General features: G+C 42.3%; 15 protein-coding genes. 8 read left to right on the top strand and 7 right to left on the bottom strand.

Annotation, left to right across the window (positions count from 1 at the left end):
• Window positions 1-45: 45 nt before the first annotated feature.
• A complete protein-coding gene (gene msrB / locus KSZ58_RS17620; RefSeq protein WP_008816214.1) occupies window positions 46-1,131 on the bottom strand; it encodes a peptide-methionine (R)-S-oxide reductase MsrB in 1,086 nt (361 codons plus the stop codon).
• 205 nt (window positions 1,132-1,336) lie between these two features.
• On the opposite strand from msrB, the gene KSZ58_RS17615 reads away from it, so the two are divergent.
• Window positions 1,337-1,765, top strand: a complete 429-nt coding sequence (locus KSZ58_RS17615) for a GNAT family N-acetyltransferase (RefSeq protein WP_008816215.1) — start codon at window positions 1,337-1,339, stop codon at window positions 1,763-1,765.
• A gap of 325 nt (window positions 1,766-2,090) precedes the next feature.
• On the opposite strand, the gene KSZ58_RS17610 is transcribed toward KSZ58_RS17615, so the two are convergent.
• The 4 genes from KSZ58_RS17610 to KSZ58_RS17595 all read right to left on the bottom strand — a co-directional run bounded on the left by KSZ58_RS17610 (window position 2,091) and on the right by KSZ58_RS17595 (window position 5,854).
• On the bottom strand, window positions 2,091-3,356 hold the full coding sequence (locus KSZ58_RS17610) for a replication-associated recombination protein A (RefSeq protein WP_217752835.1): 1,266 nt from the start codon (window positions 3,354-3,356) through the stop codon (window positions 2,091-2,093).
• A 71-nt stretch (window positions 3,357-3,427) separates the two neighbouring features.
• Entirely contained in the window at window positions 3,428-3,991 is a 564-nt protein-coding gene (locus tag KSZ58_RS17605; RefSeq protein WP_008816217.1) for a manganese efflux pump MntP family protein, read from the bottom strand.
• A gap of 183 nt (window positions 3,992-4,174) precedes the next feature.
• On the bottom strand, window positions 4,175-5,035 hold the full coding sequence (locus KSZ58_RS17600) for a hypothetical protein (RefSeq protein WP_227761509.1): 861 nt from the start codon (window positions 5,033-5,035) through the stop codon (window positions 4,175-4,177).
• 57 nt (window positions 5,036-5,092) lie between these two features.
• Window positions 5,093-5,854 (bottom strand): DUF6612 family protein, encoded by a 762-nt coding sequence (locus KSZ58_RS17595; RefSeq protein ID WP_002606498.1) that lies wholly within the window; start codon window positions 5,852-5,854, stop codon window positions 5,093-5,095.
• Window positions 5,855-6,049: 195 nt separating this feature from the next.
• On the opposite strand from KSZ58_RS17595, the gene ispF reads away from it, so the two are divergent.
• From ispF to KSZ58_RS17565, 6 genes are all read left to right on the top strand, one after another.
• Window positions 6,050-6,538, top strand: coding sequence for a 2-C-methyl-D-erythritol 2,4-cyclodiphosphate synthase (gene ispF / locus KSZ58_RS17590; RefSeq protein ID WP_008816219.1), 489 nt, complete (start codon window positions 6,050-6,052; stop codon window positions 6,536-6,538).
• A gap of 116 nt (window positions 6,539-6,654) precedes the next feature.
• Complete coding sequence (locus tag KSZ58_RS17585) at window positions 6,655-7,062, top strand: transcriptional repressor (protein WP_002606496.1); 408 nt, start codon at window positions 6,655-6,657, stop codon at window positions 7,060-7,062.
• 36 nt (window positions 7,063-7,098) lie between these two features.
• Window positions 7,099-7,638, top strand: coding sequence for a rubrerythrin (rbr, locus tag KSZ58_RS17580; protein ID WP_002606495.1), 540 nt, complete (start codon window positions 7,099-7,101; stop codon window positions 7,636-7,638).
• Between the two features lie 389 nt (window positions 7,639-8,027).
• Window positions 8,028-8,759, top strand: a complete 732-nt coding sequence (deoC, locus tag KSZ58_RS17575) for a deoxyribose-phosphate aldolase (RefSeq protein WP_002606494.1) — start codon at window positions 8,028-8,030, stop codon at window positions 8,757-8,759.
• A 697-nt stretch (window positions 8,760-9,456) separates the two neighbouring features.
• Window positions 9,457-10,287, top strand: a complete 831-nt coding sequence (locus KSZ58_RS17570) for a PTS sugar transporter subunit IIC (protein WP_022299977.1) — start codon at window positions 9,457-9,459, stop codon at window positions 10,285-10,287.
• Window position 10,288: 1 nt separating this feature from the next.
• The gene (locus KSZ58_RS17565) at window positions 10,289-11,179 is read left to right on the top strand and encodes a PTS system mannose/fructose/sorbose family transporter subunit IID (protein WP_002606492.1); all 891 of its coding nucleotides are present in this window, start codon (window positions 10,289-10,291) and stop codon (window positions 11,177-11,179) included.
• A 386-nt stretch (window positions 11,180-11,565) separates the two neighbouring features.
• Here KSZ58_RS17565 and KSZ58_RS17560 read toward each other — a convergent pair whose 3' ends face one another.
• Window positions 11,566-12,324: a DeoR/GlpR family DNA-binding transcription regulator gene (locus KSZ58_RS17560; protein WP_008816222.1), complete on the bottom strand. Its 759-nt coding sequence runs from the start codon at window positions 12,322-12,324 to the stop codon at window positions 11,566-11,568.
• Window positions 12,325-12,636: 312 nt separating this feature from the next.
• Complete coding sequence (locus KSZ58_RS17555; RefSeq protein ID WP_008816223.1) at window positions 12,637-14,517, bottom strand: transcription antiterminator; 1,881 nt, start codon at window positions 14,515-14,517, stop codon at window positions 12,637-12,639.
• A gap of 190 nt (window positions 14,518-14,707) precedes the next feature.
• Between KSZ58_RS17555 and KSZ58_RS17550 the strand changes: the two genes are divergently transcribed.
• Window positions 14,708-15,028, top strand: a complete 321-nt coding sequence (locus KSZ58_RS17550; protein ID WP_008816224.1) for a PTS sugar transporter subunit IIB — start codon at window positions 14,708-14,710, stop codon at window positions 15,026-15,028.
• Window position 15,029 lies beyond the last annotated feature (1 nt).

Raw genomic sequence — 15,029 nt, 5'->3', positions numbered from 1 at the left:
GCATACTCTCCTGTTCTTTTTTGTATCGTGCGAAAAATGCATACCTCATTCAGCAGACTGCTGGTTTTCCTGCTGTATAAGCACCAGATAATCACCATATCCCTTTTCCTCCATCTCAAAGATGGGAATAAACTTCAATGCCGCACTGTTGATACAATAACGCATCCCACCGCAATGCTGCGGACCGTCATCAAACACATGTCCCAAATGCGCGTCGGAATGTGCACTGCGTACCTCTGTTCGACGCATACCTCCACTTATATCACTTTTTTCTTTTATCAGGTCTTTCTGAATCGGTCTGGTAAAGCTCGGCCATCCGCAACCGGAAACAAACTTATCCGTAGAAAGAAATAGCGGTTCTCCACTGACAATATCGACATAGATTCCTTTTTCAAAGGTGTCCCAGTAAGCATTTCGATAAGGTCGCTCTGTCGCGTTTTCCTGTGTTACTGCAAATTGCTCTGCACTCAGTCTCTGCTTTAGCTCCTGCTTCTCCGGCAACGGGAAACGGTGGGGCTCTGCCGCTTCCTTCCTTTCAAATTTCCAGGCGGGTATATGACAGTAACCATCCGGATGCTTATCCAGATAATCCTGATGACAGGTCTCTGCGGAATAGAAATTTTCAAGAGACTGATATTCAACAGCAAGCGGCTGATCATAGGATTTCTGAAGCTTGTCCAAAGACTGCTGTATAACATCGGCATCCTTTGGATTGGTATAATAAATACCGGTGCGATACTGAGAGCCGGTATCATTTCCCTGACGATTTACGGATACCGGGTCGATGATGGTGTAAAACTGATTCAAAAGCTCCTCCAGCGTAAGCACGTTTTTATCATACAGGACATGTACACACTCTGCAAAGCCCGTATCCTTTGTACAGACATCCTCATAGCTTGGATTATCACTCGTTCCGTTCGCATATCCGCACTCCGTAAAGCGGACGCCTTCAAGGGAGGATAAGAATTTCTGTACACCCCAGAAGCACCCGCCGGCCAGAAATATCTCTGCTTCTTCATCATGCTGTATATCTGCCTGAATATTTACCTTCTGAACCGGCTGTTCGCTTTTTCTTGTAAACAAATAAAACAGTAAAAGTATCCCTGCGGCGGCGAATATTAAAAGTACCATGTCATATCATCTGCCTTTCTTTCATATAGTAGCTGTTGTCATCGTAAACTGCATGCGGCAGCTTCAACACTTACAGCATCCCCAGAGAACAAATATTTATACATGCGGTATAAAGGTGAGAAATGTGGCAAGAATTGTATTAGAAACTGTTACAATCACGGCAATTCTATGATAGACTAAAGCTGAAATGGAAAGGAGCATTGCTATGGAGTTTAGAAGAATCAAACCGGAAGATTATAAGGACATCCATGCACTGAATGAAAAGCTGGGGTATTCCTATGATGAGGATAAGGTGTATGAGCGTATCATTTCCATACTGGAAACGGGAAGTGACTTTATCACCGTTGCGGAGGATGAAGGCAGAGTTGTTGGTTATATTCACGGATCGCCTTATGAAACACTGTATTCAGATAAGCTGGTCAATATTGTGGCTCTGGTAGTCAGTGATGATTACGCGGACAATGAAGAGGTGCGTCAGATTTATGATGTATTTGAGGCCAGAGTACGTAAAAACGGATATTGCGGTCTTCGTATGACTGCGAATGTCAGAAGAAAAAATCTTTTCAAGCTGCTGAGTCAGCATGGATTCAAGAGTCACAGCGACCTGAAACACTATCTGAAATATTTTGACTAGTATTAGATTATTGAGGGAAAGAATGCGTACTGCGATATAACAGGGATTATATCGTTTTTTTATGCTGAAGTATATTCTGACAGCCTGCCTTCTACCTTTTAAATTATTGGCGGCTGCCTGCTTCTTGCTGATGGGATATCAAAAAAAGATGAATTTCACCCTTTTTCAAAATGACATATAAATCTGATGATCTCATTGCGGCAGCTGGCTAGCGTATTGCATATGGGAATGCAGGAGGATTGCTTTAAGTATTAGATGTTGCATTCTGCAGAAGAAAGTAAGAACTATGCAGAACAGCTTCGTGAGGATAACAATACTATTGCCATTATCGACTGTTTTGCTTTTTCAATGCTTTCAGATTGCTCGTACGTGGTACCTTGCGCAGCTTTTCCAGATTCTGCGCCAGTATTTTTTCGTAGGAGGATGTCAGCTCCGGTTCATAGAAATGCTTGTTTTTCAATCTGTCCGGCAGATACTGGATACGATTCCATAGATCACTACGTTCATAATCATATTTTTCATCATCATCCATATTGACCGGTGTAAATCGAAGATAATCCGGGACACTGTAGGAGGTATGGCGCAGTGTACTCATTGCTGCATCGATTGCATGCTCTGCACTCTTTGACTTTGGTGATAGAGTCAGATCTATCACGGCTACGGCCAGGATAATGCGGGCCTCCGGAAAGCCTACACGTTTTGCGGCATCAATTGCCGTTGCACACCGTGCCACTGCTGCAGGATTTCCCAGACCGATATCTTCATATGCGGTAACGAGCAGTCTACGCTCGATACTGTCCATATCATTCGCCTCGATCATGATACCCAGATAATACAGGGCAGCATCTACATCACTTCCCCGAATGGATTTCTGGAATCCGCTTAATACATCATAATAACCGTCTCCATCGCTGTCCATGCTCATATTCGGAAACTGGGAATATTGTGAAACAAGCTCCTGTGTGATGACACCGTCACTTGCAAGTGCACAGATTTCAAGAATGTTGAGTGAATATCGTATATCTCCATTGCTGTGACGCGCTATGATATGCAGTGCTTCCTCCTCAATCTGAACACTGTCATTGAGGCCGTCCTGATGATGAATGGCTTTCATCAGAGCCTGTTCGATATCCTCCTGCTGCGCCTGCTTGATTTCAAACAGATGACAGCGGGAACGGATGGCGGGATTGATGGCATGCAGCGGATTGCTGGTGGTTGCGCCGATCAGGGTGATATTACCGTTTTCCACATGTGGGAGCAGAAGGTCCTGCTTATCCTTGTTCAACCGATGCACCTCATCAATGATCACGATCAGTCCCTCGTAAAACTTTGCCTCCTGAAATATGGTTTCCAGATCCTTCTTATTTCCGGTTACTGCATTAAACATGCGAAACGGAAGCTCCAGCTCGTTTGCGAGCACCATAGCCAGTGTTGTTTTACCGGTACCGGGAGGTCCATAGAAAATCATGGAGAATAAGCGCTTTTCAAGAACACATCTGCGAAGAACTTTGCCTTCATCAATCAGGTGCTGCTGTCCGATGATATCATCCAGATGCTGCGGCCGCATCCGAAAAGCCAGTGGCTGCTTCATATACATTCCTCCATTCATGTACGTATAATTTTATCATAAAATCATAGAAAAGGGAGCATCAACAGGTATTTCTACCCAAACAGATGCTCCAGAAGAATCTTTGTACCAATCAGTATCAGAATGATACCTCCCAGAATGCCGGCATATTTCTCTAAAAGATCACCAAGGCGGTTTCCAAGATAGACGGCGATGAAGCTGAGCACAAAGGTTGTAACACCAATAACTGTAATCGCTGTCCAGATATGTACCTGTAGAAATGCAAAGCTGATACCGACAGCAAGTGCATCAATGCTGGTCGCTACAGCCAGAATCAGAATGGTTTTTAAAGTCAGAGATTTATCTTCACAGGCCTCTTCTTCTCCACGAAGGGACTCCCGTATCATGTTCCCTCCGATGATGGCCAGCAGACCAAATGCAATCCAGTGGTCGATGGAAGCGATGAACTCCTGAAAATAGCTTCCTGCCCACCAGCCGATCAATGGCATAACAGCCTGGAAAACACCAAAGAAAAAACCCAGCGTGAGTGCATAACGCAGAAGATCTTCTTTCTTCATTGTCATACCTCTTGCGATGCTGACCGCAAATGCATCCATACTCAGCCCGATACCGATCATAAAAATAGAAAATAAACTCATACCCTTATCCTCCTGAATGAAAAAGAGACTCATACGTGAAAAACACACGCATAAGTCTCGTTATTTAATACTTAAGCCAGATTCACTGTGAATCATTATGTTGACCTAACTACTCAAATGTGAGCTAACTACTCCCTTATAAGCCTGTACATCATATCAGAAATAAATGTAAAATGCAATATATCAAAGTGCATTTTCATTACTTAATTCATTTAGCAGGTCATTTGCTTCCGATTTCCTGCTATCTGCCTTTTTGTAGTCTTTAAAGGATGGAAAATCAATTTTATTTACTTGATTGATATCGTTCAGATTCACTACGAGGCTGATCGTCATATCAACTGCTTTCTTTTTTTCGTCCTCATCGTCCAGTTCATAGGACGCTGCGACCTTCATTTCTATACGCTCAAACTGATTCTGGTTATTCACTGTGAAAATATAGGAGCCTTCACGTATACCGGTGACTTTAATGCCATTCCCGAGTTTAAAGGTATCATCATCAATGGATTTATTAGCATAATCCTTTGCGGCACTCAGACCGTCTTTATTCATGACAGCCGTGATGACCTTTCTGCCATCCTTTTCCTCCATCGTCATTTCTTCAAAGCTCTTTTCAACATTCTTTTTCGGATCACCGGTTTCCTTATCAAGCTTCAGCTTGTTCAGCAGCTGATCATCCAATTCATTGTATTCCTTTTCCATCTCCATGATGTTTGCATACACAACATCATCCTTCATATAAAATGATGCAAGATCATCGAGTCCGATTCCATTTACAGCGGCATCCATGTGCAAAGCCAGCTGCAGCTTCTTTTCCGCATTATACGTTCCGTCCATGGTAACCTTGGCATGCATATCCATATCATCTGCATCAACGAGCAGTTTCATATCATAGGCTGCGGATTTCATCTTTGTAATGTTTGTTGCTGCCTTCGCATACGCATCCAGTGCATCCTCATTTATTTTGTTCTTACTGCTGCATGCTGCAAGTGTGAAACCCATCAGTGCACAGGTCAGTATCGCCAGTATTTTTTTCAATTTTCTCATCTCCCTTTTCTATTTAGAAAAAGGCCGCGAAGCTAAGAGTTCAACGGCCGTTACATGTTATTCTATGCTGCCTTCCTTATAATCCTTGAAGTCCGGGAAATCAATGCTGGAAACCTTGTTGATATCCTTTACGGTCAGAGATATCGTACCATTCATTTCCTGCTTGGTCTCACCCTTGGTATTTGTCATCTCCATGGTAATGACAGCTTTCTCCATGAAGTCATTGTTCAATGTGACATCCATATCCAGCTTCTTGAATTCTACATTCGCATCCGTAACATTGTTTTTCTCTGTTTCTTTCTTTGTTTCCTCGTTCAGCTTTTCAACATCGAAGGAAAGCTTCAGGTCGTTTCCCTTTACAGATGCTTCCTTCAGGAATTTCTTCATGTCTTCCTTGTTCATTTTAAAGGTATCCGCATCAAAATTTACATTTGGAATACTTGCAGTACCCATTGCATCCTTCAGACTTGTTTTCTGTTTCATCATATCCATCATGTTCAGGTACATGGTATCGTCCTTAACAAACAGCTGCATGTATTTCTCCAGCTTCTGTCCACTTGCTTCCATATCCATGATCATGCTCAACTGCAGAGGCTTCTTTGTTTCTGAAATAAAACCACCATACAGCTTAATCTTTGCATTTTCCTTATCTACAGTCATATCCATATCTGCAGAGTAATTCGCATTTTTTACCTCGCTGAATTTCTTTACCGAGGATTCCAGCTTATCCAGTGCGTCGTCACTTACCTTGGAACCGGAGCAGGCAGCCATGGAAAACAGCATACCAAAACTTAATACCAGTGCGGCTAATTTTTTCATTTGTTTCTCTCCCTTACTATTTTTATTATAGTTTAATAATACCATAAGGTTCTTTCATTTTGTAGTATTTTTCTACAAATTACAAAAAAGTAAGAAATACAAACTAACTGTGTTTCCCTATGAAATAAACACGGATGAATTGCGTCTTCCGGAAATCTGCGATACACTATATAAATATAAGAAGGAGGTGTCTGTATGATACGAATCGGGCAATCTACAGATATACATCAGCTGGTAAAAGGAAGAAAGCTGATTCTGGGAGGTGTGGAAATTGAACATGAGATGGGACTGCTTGGGCATTCCGATGCGGATGCGCTGCTGCATGCAATAGCGGAGAGTATTCTGGGGGCGCTGGCGCTGGGGGATTTGGGAAAGCATTTCCCGGATACGGATGAAAGATATAAGGATATGAATTCTTTGTGGATGCTGAGGCAGGTATATAAGATTATGGAGGAAAAGGGATATGCAATCGGTAATCTGGATGCCATGATCATGATTGAACGACCCAAAATGGCTCCGCATATTCCGGCAATGAGAAAGCATGTCGCAGAGGCACTGTGCTGTGATATGGAACAGGTTAGCATCAAGGCAACACGCGGGGAAAAGCTGGGCTTCGTCGGTCGTGAGGAAGGTGTGCAGGCACAGTGTGTGGTACTGCTGCATAAAAAGGAAGGCATTGCATAACCGCTTTTCCTTCCAATGATAAAACTAAGAATTATTTTTAATTTTATTCTTAAAACTATTGACGGATTCACTTTTCGGGTATATAATAAGAACGGTTCTTAAGATTGGAGGTTGACATGATAAGAAAGTCTTCCAAGCAGCGTGATATGATACTAAACTATATGAAACAGATAGATGGTCATGTCACACCGGAGCAGGTCTTTCAGGAAATGAATGCCGGCGGCCAGAAAATCAGTCTGGCAACGATTTATCGAAATCTGAATATTCTCTGTGAGATGCATGAAGTCAAAAAGATTGCGCATCCTATAGATGGTTATCAGTACGATAAAACTTGTAAACCGCACTATCACCTGCACTGTATTAAGTGCGACCGCATCCTTGATTTGGATATTCCTTATCTTGAGTCATTCAACGAGGAAATGTCAAAACAGACTGGACTTCCAATCAAGACACACAATATGATGGCAGAGGGTATCTGCCAGGATTGCTTGAAAAAGCAGAATGGTATGGATCAGGAACACTGATTAGAAAATGTAAAGTTAAAAACGGAGGAAAAAAACATGGAATTAAAAGGATCTAAGACAGAACAGAACTTAATGGCAGCATTCGCCGGTGAATCTCAGGCACGTAACAAATACACATATTACGCACAGATGGCTCGTGAAGAAGGTATGGAGCAGATCGCTGATATCTTTGAAGAAACTGCACGCAATGAGCAGGAGCACGCAAAGCTGTGGTTCAAGGCTCTGCATGAGGATAAGGTTCCTACAACTGCAGTAAATCTGGAGGATGCAGCTGCTGGTGAAAACTATGAGTGGACTGACATGTACAAGGGATTTGCGGAAACTGCAAAAGAAGAAGGCTTTGCTAAAATCGCATTCCAGATGGAGCAGGTTGCTAAAATCGAAAAACACCACGAAGAACGTTACCTGAAGCTGCTGGAAAACGTGAAGAACGGTAAAGTATTTGAGAAAGATGAAGCTACTGTATGGGTATGTGATATCTGTGGATACCGTCACGAAGGAACTGCAGCACCAAAGGCATGTCCGGTATGCGGATACTCCGGAGCTCACTTCGCTGAAGAAGCTAAAAACTACTAAGAGAAAGTCATTAAGAAAACACGGCATAGATCCGTGTTTTTTTATACGATATACAGCTTATTTCTAAGCCGTGATTTTATAGCACTATTGGTGTTGGGGCACTGCCTTCTTATGCATAGCGATAAACGCGATTCTTCAGGTTCAGCATGCTTCCATAGGATTCCTATCGCACCCGGAATCCTGCGTGTAGGCTTGTGATTATTGTATATAGAAAGAAATATAATTGTTTGTTAATCTACCTGTTGATAAGAAATACTGGTTAAAATGAGCAAAAACATTCAAATTCATTTATAGTATATATAAAAATGAATGAAAATGCTTGATTTTGTTTCGCTGCAGCCTTATAATTAGATTGTAAGAAAGGGCACTATGGTGTAAAAGGTGACAAAATGAAACCAACAAAAAAAGCATGTGAAATGACGACAAAGGAGCTTGCACAGTATATTGATTATTCCGTATTAAAACCTGAATTTACAGAGGAGGATATCATTGCTCTTACAAAAGACGGCGTCGAGCTGGGCTGTGCTACAATCTGTATCAATCCAGGATATATGGATCTTTGTGAACCATATGTTAAGGGAAGCGAAACAATGCTGTGTCCGGTATGTGACTTCCCATTTGGGACGAGCTCAACAGAATCTAAAGTGAAGCAGATTGAAATCGTAGCAAAATACGATACTGTAAAAGAAGTGGATATCGTTGCTAATTTCGGTCTGATCCGTTCCGGTAAGTTTGATGAAGTCACGAAGGATCTGAAAGCATGTGCGGATGCTGCTCATAAATATGGCAGAGAAATCAAGGTGATTTTTGAAACAGATGCTCTCAATGAGGAACAGGTGCGTAAAGCATGCAAATGCTGTATCGATGCAGGGGCAGATTTTGTAAAAACCAGCACCGGATTCCTTACAGGCTTTGAATCACACGGAGCAACACCGGAAATCATTAAGGTTATGATGGAAGAGGTTGACGGTAAATGTAAGGTTAAGGGAAGCGGATGCATCCGTACCAGAGAACATTTCCTGCAGCTGATCGATATGGGAATCGATCGCATGGGTGTCGGATACAAGTCTGTACCGGTGGTTTTAGGTCTGGATAATAAGGTTTCCACAGATAATTACTAATATCGGATAAGAAGCGAAGAATATAGTAAAGAGGCAAATAGGGATGCCTCTTTTTTTACTGTGGAAATATTATCAGCAGCACGATACCGGAAAGCTGTGTGGTAACTCTCATACATATTGTACATAAAATGTTATATTAGCTGTACTGTGAATGTATGTATGGTTGTAAAGTATGAAAGATGTCGTACTGCATACCTGAATATTATAAAAGAACATACAATTGTATCTATGCAATTGCTGATCGATATACGAATCCTTTAAAACAAAATGGCTGCTTACAAGAAGAGCTGCTATGTATTCGTATCGATTTAGAGAAATGAATGGTTTTCCTTTGAAAAACAGTAAACTAATCAGAATATGAGATAAACAAGAAACAAAAGCTTGCTAAATATGGAAAATACCAAATAAAATCACAGTTTCGAATATATTATTTTATAATAACAAACATTTTTCTGCTTTGAATAAGCAGAATTGTAACTGCAATGCTGTCAAACGCGCAAGAATGAGCAAATAATAAAAAGGCTGCATGTCATTTATAAGTAAATCGCTATTTATAGTTTTGTAAACGATTACACAAATAAATATAATATCCTTGTAATTACAGCAGGTCTGATTTTCCAAGAGGTAGGGGCCGTGAATTGTGAGAAAGGATGACTTGCTGTTGAGCTGCTTTATGCAGAGAAAAGGAGATGAAGTTATGATTACTTGGGTACAGGCTGCACTGCTGGGTCTAATGAGCTGTACAGCAGCGTCCATCCCTGCCGCACTGGGTACGACGATTGGTAACTATACATTAAATCGTCCGTTGATTGCCTCATTATTTGTCGGATTGATATTGGGTGATGTAGAGGGCTGTATCAAACTGGCTATTCCTATGCAGATTATCTATATCGCAGTTGTAACACCTGGAGGAACCGTTGCTGCCGATCTTCGTGCAGTATCGTATATCGGTATCCCGCTTGCCTATGCAACAGCGAAATCACAGGGGCTTGATCTTGGCGGTCCGGAAGCACTGGGACTTGCCGGATCCATTGGTGCACTGGTAGGTACGGTCGGCACGGTACAGTTTTATGGAACTGCTATGATGAATCTTGTCTGGCAGCATATCGGATGGGCAAGACTTGATAAAAAGGATTTTGGTATCATAACAAAGGTCAATGTGATACTTCCGCTGATTTCGCATATTCTTGTATCCTTTATTCCGGTCATGCTGATTACCTATTATGGTGCTGGAGCTGTTACAGATTTTAAAACGGCGTTGCCAATGGATTCCTGGTATATGAAATCGCTGTTTACTATCGGCAGCTTACTGCCTGCGGTAGGGATTGCAATACTGCTGAAATCTGTCGTAAGCAAAGCAACCGATTTGATTTTCTTCCTGTTTGGCTTCACGGTTGCGGCATCCATGCATTTAACTCTGATTGCGGCAACTGCAGTCGGTGCTGTATTCGCACTGATCAATTATCAGATGACGATGATTCGTTTGAGAGGTGCAAAGACAAATACAAATGAAGAGGAGGATATCTGATATGAAGAAGCTTTCGAAAAAAGTTTTATCCAAATCCTTCTGGCGCTGGTTTTACGGAAATCTAACATGCTTCTCTCATGAGCACATGCAGACCTTCGGTTATATGTGGTCCATGCTGCCAATCGTTCAGGAACTGTATGACTCCAAGGATGAGCAGGCTGAAAAGCTGAAGACCTATTACCCATTCTTCAACACGGAGCCGCAGATTGGTTCCATTGTTGTCGGCATAACTGCTGGTCTGGAAGAAGCACGTGCGAACGGTGCTGAAGAAATTGATGATGAGATGATCAATGGTATTCGCGCCGGTTTGATGGGACCTCTTGCAGGCATTGGTGACTCTTTGATTGTCGGCACCTATATTCCGGTACTGCTGGGTATCGCATTGGGGCTTTCAGAGGGTGGCTCACTGATTGGTCCTCTGTTCTATATTATCGTATGGAATATCACAAGTATTTTATTTCAGAAATGGATTTATGGAAAGGGCTATGAGCTTGGCGGTTCAGCTGTGGAGGTAATTGTCGGCGAACAGGCAACTGCATTGCGTGAATCTGTCATTGTAATGGGTCAGGTAATCGTAGGTGCCATGGCCGGCACCTGGGTTTCAATTACAACGGCTGTACAGCTGACAACTTCTATTCAGAATAAAACAGAGATGGTCATTGAAGGCTCTAAAGTTATCGAAAAGGTTACAGGAACTCAGGAAGTACCTGTACTACTGCAGGAAAAGCTCGATGGTGCATTTCCCGGCGTTCTGACTCTGCTGTTTGTTATGGGCTGCTGGTGGCTGATGGCGAAAAAAGGAATCAGCCCGATCAAGATCATGCTACTCATGGTTGTGATTGCTGTTGCCGGAGTTCTGGTTGGATTCTTTGATCCGGGTCTGTCATATTAAGAAAGACAGATAAAGAGAGGAATTGTTGCATCCCTGATGGATAAATGTATGTAATTAAATATGATGCAGCTTCCTTCTGAAATACAGACATCTCCTTTTCCAAGACAGCGACTGTCATGTTTGTAATCTCCCTTTGGAAGAGCTGCTATCATATAAAAAATCATCGATACTGCTTCGATGATTTTTTAGTACAGTATGATGGATAGTTCAAAGCCTCCGGGAGATAAACGGTTCAGACTCTTCGATAAAGCTTAAAGCTTTTTTAGATATGAATATATGTAATGAAATGATGTATTCCTGCAATATAAGCCGGATGATGAACTGCTTGTGGAGCATCCATATAGGACTACTCTTTGCTGTTGTATGGAAATGGTGCAGTACAGCTGCTATTTGACAGCAATGAAATGATCCGGAAGTGTTTCCATTCCTGTCGTGCGATTGATAAAAACATCTTCAAATTCATCCAGCTGAGCAAACGTACAAAAGCCCTTTACGTGCAGCTTGCTGTCATCGATCAGAAGATAATTATGATTTGATAATTCCATAGCGATACGCTTCAGCTCTCTTGTGGCCATCTCGGCTGTAAAAGCCTTCTTCATGCCCAAACTAACTCCGGCACAGCCGATAAAGGCACGGTCAAAATTATAGAGACGCAGCATATTTTGAGCTTCATTGCCCTCACTCATTCGATACTTCGTATTGAATTCTCCACCGATGACAATGATTTTAGCCTTTGGATTCTGAACATTCTGTACGATTAGGTGATTGTTTGTCACAATTTTAATCGGTCTGCTGCTTAGAAAGTGAATCATCGGTACAATACTGGTACCACCATCCAGAAAAACACACTCCCCATCCTCTACCAGTGTGCTGGCAGCTTTACAAATCCGCAGCTTCTTATCATAATGAATGGACATGCGTTCCATCATTTTTATTTCCGCTTCATCTGTCAGAATGCGTTCCCGTTCTTTTTTTACAGCGCCCCCGTAAATTCTGTCAACCTTATTTTCATCATCCAGCTCAAGAAGGTCTCGGCGTATGGAGGATTCCGATACATGCAGCTCTTTGGCAACCTGTTTTACCTGTATCGTCTGTTCCGATTCCAGTTTTTTTAGAATATACAGCTTTCTTTCAGCTGACAGCATGTCTGTTCAACTCCTATCTTTATGGCTTATCAGAGGTATTTATCCTTATGTATGTGTGTGTCTGGTGCGGTATGCAAACTGTAGTCAGCATATTCGTTCATAGCTTTATTATACGAGAATAGGAAGAGCATTACAAGCACTATTGCACGAATATTATCGAAAATGTACGATTTATTATGGATATAGATGTTAAAATGAGCATAAACAAGCAAATAAGCAGAAGGAATGTAAATAAAAAAGTCATCCTTTTTCCGGAAGGCAGTCTGTCACTAGAGCTGTTCAGCCGGTAAGGATGAGTATATGTAGGAGCTGTTAATCTGTCAGAGTAAGCAACAGCTGCCTAAACTCCTGAAAGCTTATACATTCCTTGATCTGATCGGGTACATGCTTCTGAGAGAACAGCAGAATCAGGGCTTCATACAGCTTTCTGAATAAATGTGACTCCTGTTCGTGTATGGCGATCAACAGGACAACATGAACAATCTGCTTGTCCCAAGTGATACCCTGCTTCGACAGGGCGAGAGCTATGCCGGTCCTTCTGGCGTCCATTTTCATGGAATGAGGAACGGCGATGCATCCAAAGGCTGTGGAAGCGGCCTCCTCCCGCTTGATTACATCCTCATAAAAGGATGGAAAGGTATAGCCCTGTGCATAGAGCTTATCGTGGAGGATACGGATTATCTGTTCTTTTTTCAAACCGGCATCTGTATGCAGATAGAAAAGCGATTCATGAAAAAAGTCAGAAAAGCTCTCAGAGAGGATATGCAGCTTTTTCTGATCCATAACCTCCTGTATTTTTTCGAATATCTGCTTAAGATCCATTGCTTTTTTCAATGGAGGAATCATCAGCATATGCGGATACTCTTTTTGTACGGGAATTGTGGTAAACAACAGGTCGATGGCTGTATCCGGCAGCTGTGCTTCATAGGAGCATGCAGCACTGATACAGATTTCAGAATCAAAATGAATGAGAAGATAATTATAGATTTCCTGCCTGCTATTTTGATAATCCGGACACAGCAGTACGCATTTCAGCTTTCCGCTGTCGCTGCTCTGCCGTTCGATATCGGCACCGATGTGCATAGCAAGATAAGCGGTTTCATCTGCAGTGATGTGGAGATTACAGGAAGCCTCCAGATAATTTGCGACATAGATTGCGCAGTCGAACAGCATCGGGCAGGAGGCCTGAATGCTTTCCAGCAGCGGGTTGCGCAATGAGGTGTTTCTCTTACAGCGGGCAAATAAATTCTTGAAATGCAGAGCAAGCGGATACAGCAGCGTATCCTTATCGAGCTGTAAACCATACTGCCGGTTGACAGAGGATATAACGGTCTGTGTGATTTCATAGATATCCTGTCCAACAACGGTAATCAGCTCCTGTCGGCTTTCCGCATGGCAGAGGTTGATGCTGGTGGTGACAAGGTTGTGAATATCACAGCGTTCTGGATCCAGTAAGGCAACATGAAAGCTTTTTTCTAATTCGTCTATCACAGACACCGTAATTTCTGAAAGCTCAGGCTGCTCCTTTTGTGAATGCTCAATCGTATTGCCGCTTTGCATACGGTCAAGCAGTATGGCAAGATGCAGTGTCAGATTTGTATATCCGAAGTCATTGATATAGCAGCTGTGCTTCTTGAATGTCTCATGCAGGATATCATGAATCTGCTGCACATTCAAATTCGGGAATATATCCTTCAATGTCTGTAAATCCACAAAGCGTTCACTAGACTCCTGATAAATGATGTCTGTCAGAAATTTTCGTTTATGTCTTTCCTCCCCGTCCGCATATATCATATCATTACGGCATCGAAAGGTGATTCCGGTATCCTGATACTCTTTGTTCATGCGATTCAGCAACCCTTTTATGGATGAATAGCTCAAATATAGTTCATCGCAAAGATCATACAGATCGATTTCCTGCGCGTGGTCAATGAAAAACTGCCGGATGATATAAGAGCTGCGCTCCTGGTATGTCTGCGGAATATCACTTTCTGCTTTCACATGCGTATCTGTATCAATACGGTATCCTCTGGGACCTGCCGCAATCAGATCAGGAAATTCCTCCTGTATGGCGGCAACGTAGTTTTTTACCGATCGCGGAGTAACATTAAGCAGTCTGGCAAGCTGTGTGGAAGAAATCGGCTGTTTCTGCTGTCTTATTATATGGACAAGCTCCTCATGTTTCTTTTTCATACGCATACCTCTCTCTTTACTGTTATTATAATGCAAGAAGTAAACAAAGCAAAACGAATCTTTTTCACTACAGGGATGAAAATATAAAAACTTTCACCCCTGCAAGGAAAGATTACAAGTTGAGCATTTTCTTTATACCGGAGATAATATAGGCGTGGAACAGTTCCAGTACCAACAGGAGGTAGAAAAGATGGAAAAACTGAATATATTATTATGCTGCGGAGCAGGGATGTCCAGCGGCTTTCTGGCACAGCAGATGCGCGGTGCAGCAAAAAAACAGGGGATCATGGCCAAGGTGGAAGCAAAGAGTCAGAACAATATAGCGGATGATCTTCCGAAGACGGATATTCTGCTCATCGGGCCGCATTTATCCTATGCGTTTGATGAATTAAAGGCGATGTGTGGTCCGTATGCAGTTCCGGTTCTGATGATACCGAAGGATATGTATGCAGGACTGGATGGAAAAGGACTGCTTGCTTTATGTATGGAAACGTTAAAGGAAAAGGGATAGA

Origin of the sequence: Erysipelatoclostridium sp. DFI.2.3, assembly GCF_019132535.1 — a bacterium.
In the GTDB taxonomy this organism is placed as follows: Bacteria; Bacillota_I; Bacilli_A; order Erysipelotrichales; family Erysipelotrichaceae; genus Clostridium_AQ; species Clostridium_AQ innocuum.
This window is presented reverse-complemented; position numbering and strand designations above follow the sequence as displayed.